The organism is Desulfovibrio sp. (assembly GCF_009712225.1).
In the GTDB taxonomy this organism is placed as follows: domain Bacteria; phylum Desulfobacterota; class Desulfovibrionia; order Desulfovibrionales; family Desulfovibrionaceae; genus Desulfovibrio.
The window spans coordinates 22,193-42,200 of the sequence record NZ_WASP01000006.1 but is presented as its reverse complement, the minus strand read 5'-3'; the positions used below and the strand labels follow the sequence as shown (position 1 = coordinate 42,200).

Genomic DNA, 20,008 nt, shown 5'->3' with positions numbered 1-20,008 from the left:
ATAGTACTCCTTGTAAAATTAGAATTGCAGTAACTCCCTCGCCAGCACAAAGCTGCCGACGAGTATACACACCACAGAAACAGTTTTTTTCAGAGTTGCGGTAGATACCGTATGGGCCAAGCGCGCGCCAAGAATGACACCGCCAAGCTCCAGTACCGTCACCCATGACGCAACCGAAAAATTGATGGCACCGTTGGAAACATTGCCTAACGTACCGGAAAGCGCTGCCGTGATCTGAATGACCTGGCTTGTAGCGATGGCCGTGAGCGGGGCAAATCCCAAAATGACCATAAGCGGTACCGAAAGCACAGGACCGCCCACGCCAGTAAGGCCTGAACCAAAACCCACCAGTGCACCTATGCCCAGCAATAGGGGCAGACGCCGCCGGTTATGGTTCTCTGGGGAATTTTGGTGGGGAGGCAGCAGGGCATAAATGCCTGCAAAGATGATGACGACGCCTAGGAGCACCCCCAGTAGGCGCGGCGAGGCGTAGCCGTTGCATAACGCCCCGGCATAGCCTGACAGCAGCGCCCCGGCACATACAGGGATGGTAATGCCCCAGTCTATGCTTCCGTGACGCTGGTATAGCCATGTGCCCAGTACTCCAGTGAAGATGAAGCTGAACAAGGACGTTCCCATGGAGACATGAATGGGAAGGTCGGCAAAGCCGTTGAGGGCGGGAATGAGCAGAATACCGCCAACGCCGACCGTGCCAATGAGCGCGCCTACAAGAACGGCAATTAACGCAAGAAGAATGAACATAAATATGCTCCGAATGCATGACGTTGTCTTGCATTGAGCAACTACCGTGCCATTCATATTGAAAATATAACTATTTTATATTCAACAATAAAATTATTGACTGACAAAACCACAGCCATACAAAATTGCAAAAATGTGATGATGTATCTTTTTTTTGAGAGACCATTTATTTTTATGCTGCTGAGGCGCTGACATCAGTGCGAGCAGATATCCGCCGTGTGGTCGCGAGCTCATGTAGGCATGGCGAACCACCCCATGCGGCGCGACACATGGAGGGCGAGGACATGAGGTGGAGATCAAAGATGTAATCCCACAGGGACAGCAAATACTGGACGCACACGACTGTGGGCATTCTAGCAGAATATGGGATATTTTTTACTGAGGAAAAGGCGTGTTATGAACTGTCACGCATGCTGCTTCAAGCAGTAAAGACGTAAGCAAAAAATACAGGTGGCGGTGACCTATTGCTTAATAACGTGCATCGGCCACAAATTAAACTGATCCCATCGCCGCAGCACGCGAAGAAAACAATGTGCCAGCGCTAGCTAAAAAAATAACCAAGGAGAGCTGGCCCCACATGATGACAGAAGGGCTGGATGTAAAGCTGCTGGCAGGGAAAGCGCATAAAGTTCTGCCCGCTGATGAAGACCATGTGATGCTTATGACAAAATCAGGCGGCCTATCCTTTCTCAACGAACAGCAGCCCTACATGGAAAGTCTATTGCAAGCTTTGACCATGCGTGTAAAAGACTGTGGACGCCAGTTTTTTGTGCGAGCAGACAAAAATGTTCCTTACGGGCAGATGATGGAAGTTATGGATCAGGCGTAGCGCAGGTATTAAGAATGTGGACCATGTAGCCACGTCAACCAAGGATGATCTTGCTGATGGGAACAGCAAGTGAGCCATGCCCTTCACATCGAGAGCTACTGCCACGCAGCTAGTTTAATTGATTCTCTGTCTATGTCCTTCCGCAGTATTCATGTGTAGTCAGTCCCAGATAAACTGTGCGCCTGCGCTGGCTATAATCCTGCTGCCAGTTTTCAACAGTCCCCGGAACGGATTCCTAAAAAAATACATGATCAAAGCTAAATACGACTACTTTTTTGGGGGGGCTTAGACCACCTGTACATCCCCGGCAATCATTATGATCAGCGAGTAGATCCAACGTTGAAACTTTCGCTGAATATCTTTAACTCTTGCCGTTCGTTTTTTCATATAAGTTACAGCTACTATGGGGTTACAAGCCTTCTTGTATGAAAAAATTTCAATAATTTCGCGTATTGAAAGTTCATAGCCAAATCATGTCGCGTTTCCCCTTTGACACCACAAAAAGATGGGGGATTATAGCAGGTTACTAAAATTACTTTTTTTACTTTTGCGTTTGAAATGAACCTTTCCCCCAGCATACATTCAAGGACTACTTTGCGGGGTGAAGGCTCTATTGAGACGACTGGATATAATCACAGCTTTTATTACGCAGCAAAGACTTTCAGCAAAAAGGTTGGAAATAGGGTTGGAAAAAATAAAAGGTGCTTGCAGCATATTACTGCAAGCACCTGATTTAATTTGGCGTCACCAACGGGATTTGAACCCGTCTTAACGGCTTGAGAGGCCGCCGTCCTAACCGGATAGACGATGGTGACAACGAAAGGATACATACGGGGCAAGGCCTGGTTTGTCAAGTATTTCATACACAGCCATTAAAATGAGCCGTTGCCGGACACGTTCCCAAGTGGTAGATATGTTGAAGCCGCTGGCGGCGGCTCAAATTCGCCCGAAGGAAGGAGCAGCCCTCATGAAATCTCGTCTTCACCTTCCCCTGCTGATCGCCTGTTTTGCCCTTTTGGCCGCATGTGGTGGCAAGGTCATTCCCACCCGCGATGGCACCCTGCCCACATGGATGGGAACCCTGGAAGACCTGCGACGCTACCCGCAAAACCTCACTGAATACGCCAAGGCCGCAGGAGAGGACAAGCTGCTTATTTCCCCGGCGGAACAGGCCAACCAGGCCGCCAGATTCATGCGTCTTACCTTTGGCCCGTGGGAAATGGTCAAAACATCTACCCGCAAACGCGATGTGGCCGTGCTGTTCAACAAGGCCCGCGGCTACAAAGACGGTTATACCCGCTGGACGCAGTCAGAATGGGACGCCATGAGCGCCAACGCCGCTCTGGGGTCATTCCCCTCGCGCAGCCAGGCAGCCATTGCAGTGCGCAACACCAACCTGCGCGAACTGCCCACCAACGAACCGCGTTTTTCAGAGCCAACCCCCGACCCCAAGGCCAATCCTTTCGATTATTTCCAGTACTCCCTGCTGCCTGTGGGTACCCCGGTTCTGATTGCCCACACCAGCCGCGACGGGCGCTGGCATTATGTTGAGTGCGCCATCGCCGGTGGCTGGGTCGCGGACGAAGACCTCGCCCCGGTAAGCGCCGAATTCAAGCACATGTACAGAAACAGCACTTTTGCGGCCTTTATCCGCGACAAGGTAAACCTTGCAACGCCCATGGGCTCCATAACCGCAAACATCGGTACCATACTGCCCATGCGGGGCAGCTCTGCAGCCTATGAAGGGGCGGATGCCGGTGCGCAGACCATTCAGCTTATGGCGCCAGTTCGTGGCGCTGACGGTATGGCGGAACTGGCCCCTGCCACAACCACCAACGCCGATGCCGTACCCTGGCCCATGCGCATGACCCCCGGCAATGTGGCAAAAGTGGGCAACGTGATGGCAGGCCAGCCATACGGCTGGGGCGGCATGTTTGGCGACCGCGACTGCTCGGCCCTCACGCGCGAGCTGCTTGCGACCTTCGGCATATGGCTGCCGCGCAACTCTGTATCGCAGGCCCGCACGGGTTCCATAACCATGCTTGAGGGCATGCCCACAGAGACCAAGGAAGAACAGATCATGCGCAATGGCGTTCCCTTCCTCAGTCTTGTGGGTATGCGTGGGCACATCATGCTGTACCTGGGCAAGTACAACGGCAGGCCCGTTATTTTCCACAACGTTTGGGGCGTGCGCACGGTTGAAGGCAGCGACACCGACCACCGCTTTGTCATCGGCAGGGCCGTGGTCACCTCCATCACGCCCGGCTCAGAGCTCAAGAACCTTTATCGCACAACCACTTTTGCCGACAGGCTGCGCACGTTGAGCACCCCGGCGGATACGCTTCAGTGAAAGAACTGCGCCTTACCACAACCGCTGACGACGCGGGGCAACGCCTCGACCGGCTGCTGAGTCAGGCAGCCCCGGAGCTTTCGCGCGCGGCCCTGCAAAAGGCGGTTCAGGCTGGGCACTGCCAGATAGACGGCCTGCCCGAAACACGCGCCAATGCAAAGATACGGGCCGGGCAGACCATTGTGCTCTGCCTGCCGGAAACTTCCACGACCCTGCAGGCCGAGGAGGGCCATCTGGAACTGCTGTGGCAGGATGATCACCTGGTGGTGTGCAACAAGCCTGCGGGCCTGACAGTACACCCCTGCCCCTCGTGCCCGGAACAGACACTGGTGCAGCGCCTGCTGGGGCGGTTCCCGCAGCTGGGCAAGATCGAGGGCCAGCGCCCGGGTATCGTGCACCGGCTGGACAAGGACACCAGTGGCATTTTGCTGGTGGCCCTTACAGAGCAGGACCGTCTTGCGCTCAGCGAGGCATTTGCCCAGCGTGAGGTGCACAAGGAATACCTTGCCCTTGTCAGCGGCGTGCCCGCGGCTGAAGGACAGTGCTTTGAGCCCATTGGCCGGCACCCCACCGCCAAGGTAAAAATGGCCGTTGTGCCAGAATCGCGCGGTGGTCGCGCCGCACATACCGAATGGAAAACCCTGTGGTCTGCGCCAGACAGGCGTTTTTCGCTGCTGGCGGTACGCATCCACACCGGGCGCACCCACCAGATACGCGTGCACATGACCCATGTGGGGCATCCCCTGCTGGGCGACAGACTTTACGCACCCAAACCGGTGCAGGCCATGGCCCCGCGCCAGATGCTGCACGCATGGCGCATCAGCTTTACCCACCCCGCCACTGGCGCGCCCATAAGCTTTGCCTGCCCCCCGCCGGACGACATGCTGCTGGCCGCGCTAAGCGCCTGTCATCGTATGCGGCGCATTGTTGTTACGGGCAATCCGGGCAGCGGCAAATCTGCCTTTACCAGCTGTCTGGCCGACCTTGGTGCCCCCACCTTCAGCGCTGATGCCGCCGTGGCCGAGCTATATGCCCCCCGTGGCGAAGCTGCCAAATGGATAGGCCGACTCAACAGCCAGACTTCGTTGCTCGCCCCCGACGGTTCGGTTGACAAAATCGCACTGATGGAAGCCATGCGCGACAACCCCGCCCTGCGTCGCGAGGTTGAGGGCATTGTGCACGCCTTGACCCACGCCGCCCTTGAGTCGTTCTGGGCAAAGCAGGAATCGCTCGGGGCCCCGCTTGCTGTTGCCGAAGTACCGTTGTTCTTTGAATCTGGCTGGCAGCACAATTTTGAACCCCGGCCACATGTGGTGGGCATACGCTGCCCCCTGTCACTGCGGGCGCAGCGCATCGAGGCAAACCGCGGCTGGCCGCAGGATAAGCTGGAAGCTATTGAAGGCTGGCAGTGGGCGCAGGACCGTAAAATGGCTGCCTGCGACTCTGTGGTTGACAACGATGGCTCTGCAAAAGCTCTCTGCGACCATGCGCAGCAGTTTCTTGCAACCATGCGGGCAAAAGATCAGAAAGATGAACAGGCCCTTGCACTGCACCTTGCCCGACTGTGGCAATAATAAAAAACAACTTTTTACAGAGAAAAAGTGCAATACGAAATAGCCTATCAGTTCAGATTCCATGAAGTTTTAGAGTTAGTTCGCATTTCTTGACACTATTCGCCATATTCGCGTATAGGCAACCTTTAAAAATTTTGACCAAAAGTATCAGTTGAAGCAAAAAATGTCAGAATCACAGCAGCCGTATCAGGGCAACCTAGCCAACCCCCTGGTTCTGGCTTTGGAAATATCAAGCTCAGCACTTCTGCACGTCAGCAAAGAGCCTTTTCTCAGAGCAGCAATGTCCAGCATTGGCGAGTCACTGCACTGTGATCTAGTGTCATTGGTGGAGTTTGACGACGAGCACTGGTCTGCCCCTGTGGTCTGGCGTTCTGGCATACGTTCCAGCGATGTAAGTGTGCAAGAGGTTACCCTGAAGGATATTGAGCCCGTCCTCAGTGTGTTTCAGGATGGCAGCAGCCTGTGCGTGGCCGATACATCCACCATGCCCGAGGGACCGCAAAAAACACTCTTTCTTTCGCGGGGCATAAAATCTGCAATCTGCGTACCCATTGCCCACGATGGCCAGCTTTTTGGCGGCATCTGCCTGTTGCGCCATCGCTACATAGGCAAATGGACAATCGAAGATTCAAGTCTCTGCCATCTTCTGGGCAATATTCTTGCCATTACACTTACGCATTTCCGGCTGTACTCGCAGCTGCAGCGCAAGCACCGCCAGCTGCACGATATTCTTGACGCCTTCACCGATCCTGTCTGCATAGTAGACATGGAGACGTATAAGATTCTTTTTGTCAATCACAGCGTCGAAGAAACATACCCTAGAAAGGACGATTCCCTTTCAAATCTCTGCTATAAGCGGCTCATGGGCCGCGATACACCCTGCCCGTTCTGCACCAATGCCATCATTGCGGCTTCTGACGAGCCCTACCACTGGACGTATGAAAACAAGACCACACGCCGCACCTACACGGTGGTGGACAAGGCCATCAGGTGGGACAATGACAAAACTGTTCGCCTGAGCATTTCGCGCGATGTGACCGATCTGCTGCAAACCCAGCGCGAAAAGCAGAATGCAGAGGTAGCCTCGCAGGCAAAAAGCGAATTTCTGGCCCACATGAGCCACGAAATACGCACCCCCATGAACGGCATCATTGGTCTTACCCATCTGGCCCTGCAATCGAACCCCAGCGACGACCAGAAAAACTACCTGCAGAAAATCCGCTCTTCCGCCACCAATCTTCTTGCCATCATCAATGATATTCTCGATCTCTCCAAGATCGAGGCCAACAAGATGATGCTTGAAAACACCAACTACCCGCTGGAAGACGTACTGGAATTCGTGCACACCTCGCTGCGCTTTCCCATTGAGCAAAAAGGGCTTGAGTACGTTTGCAGGATTGGCGACGAAGTACCGCACAAACTGTGGGGCGACAGCCTGCGTCTCAAACAGGTTTTGCTCAACCTCATGAGCAATGCCGTCAAATTCACCGCCGAAGGCAAGATTTCGCTGAGCATCGAGCGTGAAAGCTCGGGCGACACCGACAACCTGCATTTCAGAATTTCTGATACGGGCATGGGCATCAGTCGCGAATACCAGCAGCACCTTTTCGACCCGTATACCCAGGCCAATGCGAGCATCAGCCGCCGATTCGGTGGCACAGGTCTGGGGCTCAGCATCTGCAAGCGTATTGCCGAGCTTATGCATGGCGTGCTGTGGTGCGAAAGCGAACTGGGCAAGGGTTCTACCTTTCACCTTTGCATTCCCTGCGCCCCGGCCCGCAATGTCTATTGTCCCACAGGGCACATCGCCGCCCTGCCCGAACCCCTGGAAGGCGCGGAGGCGTGCAGCATTCTGGTGGCTGAAGACAACGATATCAACGTGGAAATACTGCGCGCCATGCTGCGCCAACTGGGCTTTGAATGCGACATTGCGTCCAATGGCAAGGAAGCTCTGCGCATGGCAATGGAAACCCCATATGATATTGTGCTGATGGACATAAACATGCCCGAGATGGATGGCCTGACCGCCACTAGAGAAATCCGCCGCAAGCTGCCCCAGGACGACGACAAAAAGAAGCTGCCCATCATCGCCCTCACCGCCGCCACCATGCCAGACAATATCGCTGAAATCATCAATGCCGGCATGAACGACCACATCGCCAAGCCCTTCAGCATCGAAACGCTACGCAAAAAGCTAGCATCCTGGCTTAACCTGCGCTGACCCCCCGCCATGTCCGCCGCAAAAGTTTCCAAAACCAATGCCGCCAGAATTCTTGAAGGTCTGGGCATACCCTTTGAACTGCACATGGCCGAGGTGGACGAGAGCGATCTTTCTGCCGTCACCATGGCCCACAAGCTGGACGTTGACCCGGCCTGCGTGTTCAAAACTCTGGTGGCCCGTGGTGACAAGACAGGTGTGATCATGGCCTGCATTCCCGCTGCGGCAGAACTGGACCTCAAAGCCCTTGCTGCCGCCTCTGGCAACAAACACGCAGAAATGGTGCCGCTCAAGGATGTACGTCCCCTCACCGGTTATATGCGCGGCGGCTGTTCGCCCCTTGGCGCCAAGAAGGCCTATCCCGTCTATATGGACGAAAGCGCCATTCTGCACGAAAACATCTTTGTGAGCGCCGGGCAACGAGGTGTACAGCTGCGCCTCAGTCCAGACGATCTGCTGCGCGCCGTAGAGGGCCAATACGCCCCTCTGGCCCGACCCTGACCATATCTTTTCTCTTTTTCTGCAAACATAACGCGCCTGCCCCGGCAGGCATGGTTGTGCTGCCGTGCATTGCCGCTTTTTGGGGGTAAAGCAGGGTTTTGCGCACCACAGGAGAGCCCGTGCTGTACTTTCATGCAGATGTGTTTTGCAAGGAGCCAATGACCGGCAACGGCCTTACCGTGATTGTTGCCGATACTTTTCCCCAGTCTGACGTCATGCAGCGCATGGCACAGGAATTCCGGCAGTTTGAAACCATATTCCTTGTACAGCGCGGGCAGAGTGTTTTTGATGCGCGCATTTTTACGGTTGAGGAAGAGCTGGATTTTGCCGGGCACCCCATTCTTGGTGCCGCCGCTGTTGTGCGGCAGGAATTCATGTGCGACGACACCGGCATTGTTTTTAATCTCAACAGCAGGCAGGTGTCTGTAACCTGCAAGCAGCAGGGTCTCGCATTTCATAGCTGCATGGACCAGGGTCCGGCAGAATTTGTGCGCAGCCTTGAACCAGAAATCTACCAGCAATTTCTGCGGCCGCTGAATCTGAGCCAATGTCATGTTTCAGCCGGGTATCCGCTACAGGTCGTTTCCACTGGCCTGCCCTACCTGCTTGTACCGATAACCTCTGGCCTTGCACAGGCCCGCATAGTTACCGCAGATTACGAAAGCCAGCTGGCGCAGATCGGCGCAAAGTTTGCCTATGTGTTTGACGTAAATGCCGTGGAAGGAAGAACCTGGGACAACGCAGGACAGGTAGAAGACGTGGCCACCGGCAGCGCTGCCGGGCCGGTTGGAGCCTATCTGTACAGGCACGGCAGGTTTGCAGCCCGCGATCCCATCACGTTGCGTCAGGGGCGCTTTGTGGGCCGTGATTCAGAAATTCATGTCTGCGCTCAGGCCACCACCGGCAACATGCTGGTAAGCGGAGAAGTGCGCATTCTTGTGCGCGGTTCTCTGGCCAAAATGCAGTAAAACCCCGCCGCAAAAAAACAGAAGCCCGTTTCCTTGCACTGCCGATACAGCATGGGGAAACGGGCCTTTTTTCAGCTATGAGCCTGACTGTCTAGCCTTCGTCGCTCAAAGGACGAAAACTCTTTTTGGTGGCTCCGCACACGGGGCACTTCCAATCTTCAGGCAGATCTTCAAAACGGGTTCCGGCTGGCACCTTGTGGCGCTTGTCGCCCCGGTCGGGGTCGTACACGTAGCCGCAATTCACCATCTGACAACGCCACATATCCTTGGGTTCTGCCATTTGCCTCTCCAACTAGCCAGCTGCGGGTGTTGCGGTTACAAAGCCCTTGGTGGCGGGACCAGTGGTGGAAGGCGTGCCGGCTATCTTGGCAAGATAGGTGTCGCCCAGCTTTTTGATGTGGCCGTCAATGTTGTCGTAATAGGTAAGGTGGGCCTGTTCTTCATCAATGATACGCTCAAAGAGGCGCGCGCTGACGATATCGCCCGCTTCCTTACAGATGGCAAGAAAGCCGCTGTAAGCCTCGATGGTGTTTTCTTCCTGATTGGCGTCGGCCTCGTAAATAACGGATACTTCCTGACCGGTCACAATCTTGCCGTCTTTCTGGGTGGTAGGTTCGCCGCCCAGTTCCTTGATGCGCTCGGCAAAATTTTCGGCATGACGCATTTCGTCAATAGCGATAAGCTTCATGTTGGCCGCCAGTTCGCCGTAATCCATGTCGTCCAGATTGTAATGCTGGTTCATATACTGATGGATGGCGAACAGCTCCATGGCACGCGCCTTATTGAGCACTTCGATAACTTTAGCCTTACGGCTTTCCCTGTTTTCAGCCATGACGCAAGCTCCTTGGTTATAACAGGTTCAAGATTCTTTTTGTATAGTACGAATGGCAAAATGCCACAAGCAGGCGGAGCGCGCCAAACAAGATTTCTGGTATTATTGGGTTGCTTCCAGAGATTTGGCGCAGATTTCGCAAACGCCGTCATACTCCACCCGCGAGTTGAGTATGCTCGCAAATCCCATGGCGTGCATACCCTCAACTGTGGGAGCCAGCTTCACATCTTCCACATCACCAATGCGGCCGCAGTAAACGCAGCGAACATGCTGGTGGTGCGAGATGTCACCGTCAAAACGTTTGGTTGAACCAGCGGCCTCAAGACGACGAATTTCGCCGCTGTCCGCCAGAAAGTCCAGATTCCGATACACAGTACCCAGGCTGATTCGGGGCAAACGCTCGCGCACAATGCTGTATAGCTCGTCTGCCGTGGGGTGGCTCTTGAGCTTGCGCAGTTCTTCCAGAATAACAGCCCGCTGCCGGGTCATTCGTGTTTGTGTTTGGGCCATACCAGCCTCCAGTGTTGGTAAAAATTACTGTTATCGTGGACTGCTGTCAAGCCCAAACTCAACTAAAAGACTAAGACTTGCGTTCAGCAAAAAATACCTGCAATGACTGGTCATTATCGGAAACATGGTTGCAGGACAGAAAAAAAAGCGGCTCAGTCTGGCCGGTGCAGCAAAAAAATCCAACCTTTTTCCATTGGGGCCAAGGCCCATCAAACCGCATCATTACAGAGCGGGTAAATAAATAACTTTCAGAAAAGCGTCAAGAAGTGAGCTGTTTTTTTTGCAATGGCCCGTGCTGCTCATCTACCCCTTGGCACTGGCGGCCAGAGTCTGCCCACGCAGGTGTTCAAGGCCCGCACGCGCAGCCCCCCACAGACCGCTGTTGGCATCGGTTGTCAGCAAAATTGGCGTGGCGTGCACTATTCCGCCCACATCCCCCCCAGCGGCAAGTTCCTGCAAAAAGGCTGGATGCTCAACGCACTGCGGATTTTTGGCGACAATGCCACCAGCGATCCACAGCCCTCCGCGGCTTAGGGTGTTCAATATCCACTGACGGCAAAAGCGCCCCAAAAAACGGGCGTACCAGTGAAGGGTGGGGGTGTCGTGTGAAAGAACCTGCTCACCCACCATGGCGGGGTAATAAAACTGCCCGCTCAGATAATAGTGCAGCAGGGAAAGGCCTTCGCCGCAAAGCACATTTTCAGCCGTGGGCATGTCGCACCCAAGATCGCGCGCCAGAAAGCCCTGATAGGCATGTTCTTCTGCGCCCACAAAGGCAAAGGGCGCATGCCCGGCCTCAGAGGGAACAGCCAGCCAGTGCCTGAAACCGGCCTCACCGCCGCAGCAAACAAGCGATGCCGCTCCAAGGCCCGTTCCAGCGCCAAATACGGCTTTAGTCTGTGTGGATTCTGTATCGGGAAGTGCCCTGCCGCGTACTACTTTGGCCCCTGCTCCCCGGGGCGTCAGCGCGGCAAAGGCCTGAGCGGTAAAATCATTGATCAACAGACAGCACGAAAGGCCGTATCGCTGCCCCACCCCGCCAAGATCAACCTGCAGTGGCCCGTTTGTAAGCTTGCCTCGCAATCCGTGCGTGGGGCCAGCCAGGGCAATGACCAGCATGTCACCTTCTGCAAGGGGGGTCTGCAACTGCCGCTGCATGATTTGCAGCAGATCTTCCGCAGTGCGCAGATCAGCAGACTTTTCCCACACCACAGTGTCAAGCCCGAGGCTGCCCTCGTGCCCGGTGAACAAGGCGAAGCGTGCGTTTGTTCCGCCTATATCGGCTGCGAATATGCGTTGCATAGACTGTTGCCGGCTGTCTGCAGGTTACGGAACATCCTTCTGGTTATCGATCTTGCGCACAATGCCGGTTGTGCTGCAACCGTCTACCAGACGGGCAAGGTGCACCCTGCCACCCCCCTGCTGCACGACATCAGCGCCCACAACCGAACCGATGGTGTAGTCGCTGCCTTTAACCAGTACGTCGGGGCGCAAGGCCGTGATAAGTTCAAGGGGGGTATCCTGGTCAAACAGCACAATGCCATCGACATCGGACAGAGCCGCCAGCAGGAGCGCGCGGCTGTTTTCGTTCTGGATGGGACGCGTGGGCCCCTTGAGGCGGCGCACGGAGGCATCGCTGTTGAGGCCCACAATCAGGCGGTCTCCCTGAGCGGCGCTCTGGCGGATAAGCGAAATGTGGCCGGGGTGCAGCAGGTCAAAACACCCGTTGGTAAATACGATGGTTTCGCCCTTTCTGCGCCACTCTTCAGTTTTTTCCACAAGGCCGGGCAGGTCAAAAAGTTTGGGATTGTCTGCCTGTTCGCGCAGGGCCTCGTTAAGCTCGGCCAGCGAAACCGGGGCCGTGCCCATCTTGCCCACGGCAACACCCGCCGCGGCATTGGCCAGATGCATGCTCTCGGCCCAGGGCAAACCCTTGCCCACGCAGGCAGCCAGAGTGGCAATGGCGGTATCGCCAGCGCCAGAAACATCGGCAACCTCGCGCACGCTGGCGCGGCAGTACACGGGCGCTTCGCCGGGGCTGAACAACACCATGCCCTTGGGGCCGCGGGTTACAAGCAGCCGCTCGATGCCGTGTCGGGCTCGCAGTTCTGCGGCGAGCGATTCACGCCGGGGTCTGTCGAGTTTTGCGCCGGGTTCAAGCCCGCAGGCCACATCAAATTCACCCGCATTGGGCGTAACGCAGTGCGCACCAGCATACCGCTGCCAGTCGCTGCCCTTGGGGTCGACCAGTACGGCGATGCCCAGACGGCGCGCTTCTTCAATAACAATGCGGCACAAATTGATGCCGTTGGCCGTTTCAAGCAGCACGCCCTTGGCGTAGTCTGACAAAATTACGGCCTGCCGCCCTTGCAAAAGCGAGAGTACCCGGGCGCCAAGCGCCTCGGCTTCTTCTGCCGAAAGGGGCGCGCATACTTCCTCATCCAGACGCAGCAACTGCTGCCCTTGCGCGAGCACGCGTGTTTTGCAGGTAGTGCGGCGGGTGGCAGAGGCGGCAAGGCCATCCACAATGCCCTCGGCGGCAAGGGCCGCGCGCAGGTCGTCGGCGGCGGCATCCTGCCCCACCACGCCAGCCACGGCCACATCCACGCCCAGGCGAACCAGGTTGCGGGCCACGTTGGCCGCGCCGCCAGGCACAGACCACCGCTTTGCCACAGATACCACGGGCACGGGAGCCTCTGGTGATATTCTTTTCACCTGACCGGCAATGTAATGATCAAGCATCACATCGCCCACAACCAATACGCGCACTCCGTCAAAATCCATGACGCTCTCCCGGCGGGGCTTAGTCTTTACCGCAGGCTTTTTTGATCAGTTCGGTCAGACGTGCCTCTGTGCGGTCTGCATCGGCCAGAGAAAACACAGACTTGCGCGCAGCTTCACCCAGGCGTTTGCGTTCCTCGGGGTGAGAGGCCAGCGATTCAAGCACATCTGTCAAAGCGCCTACGTTGTCTTGCGGCACAAGACGCCCGTTGCCGCCGTCGGTTACGGCCTCGGCGTGACCGGGCAGGTCACTGGCCACCACCGTAACGCCAAAGGCAAGAGCTTCCACCAGGGCCGAAGGCACGCCGTCGGCTTCGCCACCGGCAGTTTTGCGGCCCGGCGCAACAAAAATATCGGCGCGGTTGTACATGTCTGCCATGTTCTCGTGGGGAATCTGACCAGCAAACTGCACCCGGCCCCGCAGGCCAAGCCGCCAGGCAAGCCATCGCAGGCGCAGCTTCTCAGGCCCCTGCCCCACCAAGGTCAGCACAAAATTTACCTTTCTGTCTGCCAGCAGACGGCAGGCCCTGAGCAGCAGATCATAGCCCTTGCGTCGTGCAATGGTTCCCACCGCCAGCAGATTGAGCTCTTCTACAGAATCGGTGCCTTCGGCATTGCCAGCCCCGGGCACTGGCATCTGTTCTTCCGGCTCTTCCGGCGGCGTGAGGGTCAGCGGGTCGCGCAACACCACAAGCTTGTCTTTCAGCTCAGGCAGTAATTGCAGCATGGCATCACGCGTGGCGTCGGTATCGCAGCGGACAAACTGGGCATCAGCGCCCTTGGCGGCCCAGTTCAGCCCCGGCTCGGCCATATCCTGCGCGCGCACGGCAAAGGCAAAAGGCACGTGCAAAAGGCGCGATGCAACCCAGCTGGCTGTAGCGGGGCCGTGCGCCCCGGCGGCATAAAAAAATTCGATTTTTTCTTCCTGTCCCCAGCGCGCCAGCATGGATCCGGCGCAGAAAGAACGCAGGTGATCCCACCAGCGGCTGCCCCAGCGGCCACGGCCGGGAAGCTTGCGCCACAGCGACCATAGCTGGGACGACGCCCCGCGCATGAGGCGCAGCATGCCAAGGCATGCGCTAAGCACGCGCAACGAGCCAATGCGGCGCACGGCAAGCGGCAGGGCATAGCCTTCCGGGTTGCCCAGCAGGCCATTGTCGCGGATGGCGTAAATGCGGGTCAGCAGGCCAGAGGCATGCATGCGGTGGGCTTCGTCCATAAGGCACTGGCCGGAAGCTTCGGGAAAGCACTCGGCAACCATTGCGCCGCGCACCACCGGCGTGACGCCCTGAAGCAGGTTGTGCGATACGGTTTCGGGCAGCTGAGGTAGGTCACGCTTGCGGCAGTGCAGAATACCGTCTTCAAGCGTGTAGATGCTGTCGCAAAATTCGGCCATCTTGGGGTCGTGCGTAACCATGACCATGGAAACGCCGCCAGTGTGGCAGAGCGAGCGAAAATTATCCATGATCAGGCGGCTGGTCTTTGCGTCCAGCGCACCAGTGGGTTCGTCGGCCAGCAGAATGCGCGGATTGTTGACCATGGCGCGGGCAATGGCCACGCGCTGCTGCTCACCGCCCGAAAGGCGGTTGCTGCGATAATGCACACGGGCAGAAAGCCGCACCAGTTCAAGGGCGCGGATGACGCGCTCCCAGCGCTCTTCGGGCGGAATCTTTTCGAATATCAGCGGAAATTCAACATTTTCAAACACTGTGGAGTGGTCGAAAAGGTTGCTCGACTGCATGACAAAACCCATGGTGCCACGCCGGAAGCTGGCTGTCTGCTCGCGGTCGAGCGTCAGCACATCCTTGCCGAGAATCTCCAGCGAACCGGCATCGGGCGCGTGCAGCATTCCCAGCACGTGCAACATGGTGGATTTGCCGCAGCCAGAAGGCCCCATGATGGCCACCATCTCGCCGGGAACAACCTCAATGTTTACGCCACGCAGCACTGGCGAAAAGCCAGCGTAGCATTTGTATAAATCCTTGGCGACTATAACGGGTGCCATGATCCACCTTGTCCGTGCGCGGCCAGGCCGCTGCAACGCGGGCGCGCCCGCGCATTGTGTACTATTCAAACCGCAGAGCGGTTACCACGTCCATGCGGCTAGCCTGAACGGCAGGATACAAACCGCCTGCGATACCGATAACGGCAGAAAAAACAATACTGCCAATACTGCTGGCAAACAGCAGCGAATACGAAATGCCCGTTCCCAGTGAAAGGGAACCGATTTCGACCAGAGCGCAGCCAATCACTATGCCCAGTATGCCGCCTGCAACCGATTTGCACAGGGCCTCGGCCAGAAACTGCGCAAGGATGTCCACATCCGAGCCGCCCATGGCCTTTTTAAGCCCCACTTCGCGCGTTCTGGCGCGAACCGCCGCAAATGTGCCGTACCAGATGCCAAAGCCGCCCAACATGAGCGATGCGGCAATACCAAGCCACAGCAGAGCTTCAACCCACATAAAGGTGGTTTTGATGCGCTTGAGCTGGTCTTCCTGGGTTTGCACAACGATATACGGAGCCGACTGATGCTCGCGCACCACCTGGGGAATAACTTTTACAAGCGGGGGCACGTCTTCCCAGCCGATGGCGCGTATGAAGAGCCGCCGCACCTTGCCACGGCCCCAGTTACGGTCGGCCATGGTGGTATAGGGCAAAAAGCCGCCCTGGCTCCAGCTGCCAAGCATTACGCCGCTTACAACGCCCACGACCTCAAAAACGTCCTGTTCGAGAAACAGCAGTTTGCCAATGGATTCTTCCGAGCCGCCAAAGAGATTTCTGGCCGCATCCCTGCCCAGCAGGCATACACGCCGGTGGGCGTCCACATCGGCGGCGTCGAGCTGCCGCCCTGCCACAAGGTCGATGGAATACACCTCGGCAAAATACTGATCGATACCAATAAAATCCACGGCCAGTGTACGTTCGCCAGTGCCGCGAATGCTGAATGGCTTGCTGTCGCGCAGGTTGCGACTCACAAGGCTCACACCGGGCAACTGCGAAAGGGCCTCGATGGTTTCGGGGTAAAATTCGCGGTCAGGCTGGCCCGGGTACTGGGCATCGTCCATGTATACCTGGATGACGTTTACGCCACCCATAAGCACCATGTCCTGACCAACCTTGTAGCGGATCTCGCGGCCAAGCACCGCCAGGACGATAAACGCCGTGATGCCCAGCGCGATAGAAAGCATCACCCCAAAGCCGCGCTGACGCACAACTTGCCTGAGGCTGACGCGAATAAGGTCTGACATTGCGATCATGGTGCAATCACTACTCTGACAATAAAACAGTAAAAAAAAGCCATGGCTCCTGCCGCGCACATGCGCAACGCCATTGCCGCATCCAGCTGCCGGATTGAACGCCAGACCATATGGAGCTGTTCGCCACCCGAGGCAAAAGGGCAAAAGACAATACACGACACTACAGGTGCATGTCAAAATCCAGATTTGCCCTTTGCCCCGGGCGGCAACAACAGTATCCGGCAGCCCGCCTGATGTGCGGGTTAGCTGCGTTCAGAACGCAACACAACGCCGCCCCTGCCGACCTCATAGCGTATGCCGTGCCAAACAATGCTCCACGCCTTGATGCTCTGCCAGTAAACGGAAGAGAACATGCGCACTGCATCCACAAAGGCCAGGCACCACCGCAGCAGAGGAACAGGCTTTGCCAGCAGGCCGCGCCACAGGTGCAGTGCGCTCACTATGGCCGCCAGCCAGAAAACCGCCAGTAACACGCCCGCGCCGCTGCCCACGCTGAAAACCCAACCCAAAAGGGCAAGACCAGCGCAAACCATGGGCAGGGCCATCATAACGCACATGAGGCCCAGCAGCTTCCACTGGCCGGGCATGCAAAACTTGAGAAACAGCACCTGCCGGTCCATCCACGCCCGCCAAACGGACTGGGAATGGTTTATGGCATCGGTGTGCAGCAGAGCACCGGGGCAAAGCTTTACCTTGGCTCCGCGCACCTGCAGCAGGGCGCTGAGCGAGCAGTCGTCCACCACGTTTTCAACCCACAGCTGCGCCACGGCGTATTTGACATAGGCGGCGCGGGTCATGGCCATGGCCCCGCCCCACAGCTGGGTAAAGGCCGACATGGCCTGCAGGTAGCGCATAAGCATGACACAAAGCGCGTAGGCCAGCGTAGTGCGCTGGTTGTCGCGCGGCTCCACCACATGGTAGCCGGTGCTGAACGAGGCCTCGCCCCTGGCCATGGGCGCCACAAGGTGGCGCAAAAAGTCGGGGTCGGCCATGTGGGTGCTGTCGCAAAAGGCGTAAGCGTCCACTTCATCCCCAAGGGCCGCAATGCCCTGAAGACTGTTGTGGTTTTTCTGTCCGCAACCGGTGGCAGTACCAGCCACAACATGACGCAAGCCGGGAAATTCCTGCTTGAGGCGGGCCACAAGCTCGGCGGCGGGTTCGTTTTCTTCGGCGGTGACCAGCACCGGCACAAACCGGGGGTAGTCCTGCGTCAGCAGGCTGCGCAAAGCGCCTTCCATGCGTGGGTCGCGCCCTGCCACGGGCACGATCAGCCCCACAGAGGGCCATTTGTCTTCAGGCACAGCCCTATTGGCCTCGGCCTCTTCCTGAATGCGGCGGGGCATGCTTTCGCCCCTTCGGGCCAGAATATACAGCAGAGCGCATTGGGAGGTGGCCAGCAAAAACCATATCCAGAACATAGGCACTCCTTTACTCGTCGTTTTAAGAAAAGGCACCTCGAACACAGGCACCGGTCATGACGGAGAAAACGCTGGCAGACCAGGCACAACACTGGCCGGGTTACCCCGGTAACAGCTATTGCGGCAGAGGCGCGCAGTCCTCAGGCACAAGAGCCACATCGTGCGCGCGTTTGCCTTCAAGCTTTATGTTCATGCCGTTTTTCAGACTTATGACACCTTCGACAGTATCTGCCGAAACCAGGCGTCCCTTGAATTTGTGGCCGGATGAATGGTGCGCTTCAATGTCGTTGTTCTGCACCGTTCCATCTATGTGGTACACGTCAACTTTGCCGTTGTACAGTCGCAGATGCACCACCCCGCGAACCTTGCCCTGCGCGGAAAAACACAGGCCCACACGGTAGGTTGAAGAATAGAGCGAGCCAGTCCACAGCTCGCGCACTTCCACTGGGCTGTCAGAAGCGGCAGATTCCTGCCCGGCAGTTGGGCCCGTTGTAGCACCAGAAACGGACGCAGCTGCCGCTGCTTCTGGCGCAGCCTCTGCGGCGCTTACTGCCTGTGCCCCAAGGCAGACTAAACAGGCAAGACACAGGACCGCATGTTTCAGGCCCGTGCGTCTCGCCGCAGGCAGCACCCGGGTACGCAATTTTTGATAGATCAATTCCACTTGTATTCCTGCTGCATTCAGCACAATGCGCCAAATGCGTTTTTTTAATGCAAGGTATCAGTAGGTGCGCGGCCCGGCAAAAATGCCCTGATGCGCATCTACCATAGCCGTGAAAGAAAAATCCTTTTCCACGCGGGCACGGCCAGCTTGGCCCATGGCATCACACAACTCGCCGTCGGCAAGCAGCCTGCAGCAGTTTTCCGCCAGCGCTCCGGCATCGCCCGCAACGGAAAGAAAACCGTTCACGCCATCTTCCACAAGCCGGGGTATACCCCCCACAGAGGTTGCGCACACCGGCAGACCGCAGGCCATTGCCTCAAGAATGACATTGGGCTGCCCCTCGCGCACAGACGAAAGGGCGAATACGCGGGCTCCCGCATAGTGGGCGCGCATGTCGAGCCCCCCTGCGATAAAGTCCACATTGGTTCCAGCGACGTGCTCCCCGGCCCAAGTATGCAGGTTGGCTTCTTCCGGGCCATCGCCCACAATGCGCAGGCGGGCGTTGGGGTGACGTTGCAGCACAAGCTCAAAGGCGCGCAGCAGGGTCATGTGGTCCTTGTCGCCTGCAAGCCGCGCCACGCACAAAATCTCGGGCGAGCGGGCCGAGGGTGTTGTTCCGGTGGGCGCAAAAAATTCTGTATCCACCCCGTTGGGTATATAGCTCAGCTGTGCCGCAGGCACACCAAAACCCTGCAAAATCTCGCGCAGCGCCTCTGAATTGCAAATCATATGGTCCGTGAGCCGCCAGAGCCAGCGCTCATGCTGCCTCTTGGGGCCGCCGCCACCACGGCAGGTTCCCACCACCAGCGGTGCGTTCCCACTGCTGCCCAACCAGGCCAGCCTGCCCCATATGCGACCCCAAATATTGGGCAGGGCCGTGCAGGGCACGATAACATCAGGGCACAAGGCACGCAGACGCCAGCAAAGTGCCGCAAAAAACAGGGGCCAAACCTTGCGGCCCTGCCCCATGTGGTGCAGCTCTATGCCCGCGTCCTGCGCGGCTTTGTCCAGATCGGTGGGACCGGTAAGAGTAAGCATGACAGGCGTAAAACGGCTGCGATCCAGCCGGCGGGCCAGTTCAAGAGTCTGGCGCTGTGTGCCGCCAAAACAAAGATCCTCCATCAGAAAGAGGACGCGCAAGGGCTTGGTCATGCTGCTCCTTAAAAAACTCTGTGTAGATGAACAGGGGCAGTCGAACAGGCCCTATTCCATAAGCATTATTGTATGCATTCCGGCCGGTTTTGCAAGACCAGCGCGGCACAGAGTGCTCAACGCCATAAAATATATGCATTTATCCAGCATTATCCACGATGACAAATGCAAGGCAGGGGCAATACGCGCCTT

At 57.1% G+C, this 20,008-nt stretch carries 17 protein-coding genes and 1 tRNA gene; 6 read left to right on the top strand and 12 right to left on the bottom strand.

Going from position 1 to position 20,008, the window contains the following annotated elements:
• Nucleotides 1–18 precede the first annotated feature (18 nt).
• The gene (locus F8N36_RS05645; protein WP_291331828.1) at nt 19–762 is read right to left on the bottom strand and encodes a sulfite exporter TauE/SafE family protein; all 744 of its coding nucleotides are present in this window, start codon (nt 760–762) and stop codon (nt 19–21) included.
• 577 nt (nt 763–1,339) lie between these two features.
• Between F8N36_RS05645 and F8N36_RS05640 the strand changes: the two genes are divergently transcribed.
• Nucleotides 1,340–1,591 carry a hypothetical protein gene (locus F8N36_RS05640; protein ID WP_291331827.1) on the top strand — a complete coding sequence of 84 codons (252 nt, stop codon included), beginning with the start codon at nt 1,340–1,342 and terminating at the stop codon, nt 1,589–1,591.
• Between the two features lie 739 nt (nt 1,592–2,330).
• On the opposite strand, the gene F8N36_RS05635 is transcribed toward F8N36_RS05640, so the two are convergent.
• Nucleotides 2,331–2,406, bottom strand: a tRNA-Glu gene (locus F8N36_RS05635).
• A gap of 152 nt (nt 2,407–2,558) precedes the next feature.
• On the opposite strand from F8N36_RS05635, the gene F8N36_RS05630 reads away from it, so the two are divergent.
• From F8N36_RS05630 to F8N36_RS05610, 5 genes are all read left to right on the top strand, one after another.
• Nucleotides 2,559–3,941 carry an NlpC/P60 family N-terminal domain-containing protein gene (locus F8N36_RS05630; RefSeq protein ID WP_291331826.1) on the top strand — a complete coding sequence of 461 codons (1,383 nt, stop codon included), beginning with the start codon at nt 2,559–2,561 and terminating at the stop codon, nt 3,939–3,941.
• On the top strand, nt 3,938–5,515 hold the full coding sequence (locus F8N36_RS05625) for a dephospho-CoA kinase (RefSeq protein ID WP_291331825.1): 1,578 nt from the start codon (nt 3,938–3,940) through the stop codon (nt 5,513–5,515). The genes F8N36_RS05630 and F8N36_RS05625 overlap by 4 nt, the downstream gene beginning before the upstream one ends.
• 163 nt (nt 5,516–5,678) lie before the next feature.
• Complete coding sequence (locus F8N36_RS05620; protein ID WP_291331824.1) at nt 5,679–7,736, top strand: ATP-binding protein; 2,058 nt, start codon at nt 5,679–5,681, stop codon at nt 7,734–7,736.
• Nucleotides 7,737–7,745: 9 nt separating this feature from the next.
• Nucleotides 7,746–8,234: a Cys-tRNA(Pro) deacylase gene (gene ybaK / locus F8N36_RS05615; RefSeq protein ID WP_291331823.1), complete on the top strand. Its 489-nt coding sequence runs from the start codon at nt 7,746–7,748 to the stop codon at nt 8,232–8,234.
• 119 nt (nt 8,235–8,353) lie between these two features.
• A complete protein-coding gene (locus F8N36_RS05610) occupies nt 8,354–9,202 on the top strand; it encodes a PhzF family phenazine biosynthesis protein (RefSeq protein ID WP_366247034.1) in 849 nt (282 codons plus the stop codon).
• Nucleotides 9,203–9,293: 91 nt separating this feature from the next.
• On the opposite strand, the gene F8N36_RS05605 is transcribed toward F8N36_RS05610, so the two are convergent.
• From F8N36_RS05605 to F8N36_RS05560, 10 genes are all read right to left on the bottom strand, one after another.
• The gene (locus tag F8N36_RS05605) at nt 9,294–9,482 is read right to left on the bottom strand and encodes a rubredoxin (protein WP_291331822.1); all 189 of its coding nucleotides are present in this window, start codon (nt 9,480–9,482) and stop codon (nt 9,294–9,296) included.
• A gap of 12 nt (nt 9,483–9,494) precedes the next feature.
• Complete coding sequence (locus tag F8N36_RS05600; protein WP_291331821.1) at nt 9,495–10,034, bottom strand: bacterioferritin; 540 nt, start codon at nt 10,032–10,034, stop codon at nt 9,495–9,497.
• Nucleotides 10,035–10,136: 102 nt separating this feature from the next.
• Nucleotides 10,137–10,544 (bottom strand): transcriptional repressor, encoded by a 408-nt coding sequence (locus tag F8N36_RS05595; RefSeq protein ID WP_291331820.1) that lies wholly within the window; start codon nt 10,542–10,544, stop codon nt 10,137–10,139.
• A 303-nt stretch (nt 10,545–10,847) separates the two neighbouring features.
• Complete coding sequence (locus tag F8N36_RS05590) at nt 10,848–11,846, bottom strand: glucokinase (protein WP_291331819.1); 999 nt, start codon at nt 11,844–11,846, stop codon at nt 10,848–10,850.
• 24 nt (nt 11,847–11,870) lie between these two features.
• A complete protein-coding gene (gene rfaE2 / locus F8N36_RS05585) occupies nt 11,871–13,328 on the bottom strand; it encodes a D-glycero-beta-D-manno-heptose 1-phosphate adenylyltransferase (RefSeq protein ID WP_291331818.1) in 1,458 nt (485 codons plus the stop codon).
• A gap of 19 nt (nt 13,329–13,347) precedes the next feature.
• Nucleotides 13,348–15,330: a glycosyltransferase gene (locus F8N36_RS05580; protein ID WP_291331817.1), complete on the bottom strand. Its 1,983-nt coding sequence runs from the start codon at nt 15,328–15,330 to the stop codon at nt 13,348–13,350.
• A 61-nt stretch (nt 15,331–15,391) separates the two neighbouring features.
• Entirely contained in the window at nt 15,392–16,582 is a 1,191-nt protein-coding gene (locus F8N36_RS05575; RefSeq protein WP_291331816.1) for an ABC transporter permease, read from the bottom strand.
• Nucleotides 16,583–16,824: 242 nt separating this feature from the next.
• On the bottom strand, nt 16,825–18,000 hold the full coding sequence (locus F8N36_RS05570) for a glycosyltransferase (RefSeq protein WP_291331815.1): 1,176 nt from the start codon (nt 17,998–18,000) through the stop codon (nt 16,825–16,827).
• Between the two features lie 115 nt (nt 18,001–18,115).
• Nucleotides 18,116–18,664, bottom strand: coding sequence for a hypothetical protein (locus tag F8N36_RS05565; RefSeq protein ID WP_291331814.1), 549 nt, complete (start codon nt 18,662–18,664; stop codon nt 18,116–18,118).
• Nucleotides 18,665–18,721: 57 nt separating this feature from the next.
• Nucleotides 18,722–19,816 (bottom strand): glycosyltransferase family 4 protein, encoded by a 1,095-nt coding sequence (locus F8N36_RS05560; protein WP_291331813.1) that lies wholly within the window; start codon nt 19,814–19,816, stop codon nt 18,722–18,724.
• Nucleotides 19,817–20,008: the final 192 nt, after the last annotated feature.

Coding starts and splice junctions, on each gene's coding strand:
- F8N36_RS05645 (WP_291331828.1), bottom strand. CDS start 762: ATGTTCATTCTTCTTGCGTTAATTGCCGTTCTTGTAGGCGCGCTCATT.
- F8N36_RS05640 (WP_291331827.1), top strand. CDS start 1,340: ATGATGACAGAAGGGCTGGATGTAAAGCTGCTGGCAGGGAAAGCGCAT.
- F8N36_RS05630 (WP_291331826.1), top strand. CDS start 2,559: ATGAAATCTCGTCTTCACCTTCCCCTGCTGATCGCCTGTTTTGCCCTT.
- F8N36_RS05620 (WP_291331824.1), top strand. CDS start 5,679: ATGTCAGAATCACAGCAGCCGTATCAGGGCAACCTAGCCAACCCCCTG.
- ybaK (WP_291331823.1), top strand. CDS start 7,746: ATGTCCGCCGCAAAAGTTTCCAAAACCAATGCCGCCAGAATTCTTGAA.
- F8N36_RS05605 (WP_291331822.1), bottom strand. CDS start 9,482: ATGGCAGAACCCAAGGATATGTGGCGTTGTCAGATGGTGAATTGCGGC.
- F8N36_RS05600 (WP_291331821.1), bottom strand. CDS start 10,034: ATGGCTGAAAACAGGGAAAGCCGTAAGGCTAAAGTTATCGAAGTGCTC.
- F8N36_RS05595 (WP_291331820.1), bottom strand. CDS start 10,544: ATGGCCCAAACACAAACACGAATGACCCGGCAGCGGGCTGTTATTCTG.
- F8N36_RS05590 (WP_291331819.1), bottom strand. CDS start 11,846: ATGCAACGCATATTCGCAGCCGATATAGGCGGAACAAACGCACGCTTC.
- rfaE2 (WP_291331818.1), bottom strand. CDS start 13,328: ATGGATTTTGACGGAGTGCGCGTATTGGTTGTGGGCGATGTGATGCTT.
- F8N36_RS05580 (WP_291331817.1), bottom strand. CDS start 15,330: ATGGCACCCGTTATAGTCGCCAAGGATTTATACAAATGCTACGCTGGC.
- F8N36_RS05575 (WP_291331816.1), bottom strand. CDS start 16,582: ATGATCGCAATGTCAGACCTTATTCGCGTCAGCCTCAGGCAAGTTGTG.
- F8N36_RS05570 (WP_291331815.1), bottom strand. CDS start 18,000: ATGTTCTGGATATGGTTTTTGCTGGCCACCTCCCAATGCGCTCTGCTG.
- F8N36_RS05560 (WP_291331813.1), bottom strand. CDS start 19,816: ATGACCAAGCCCTTGCGCGTCCTCTTTCTGATGGAGGATCTTTGTTTT.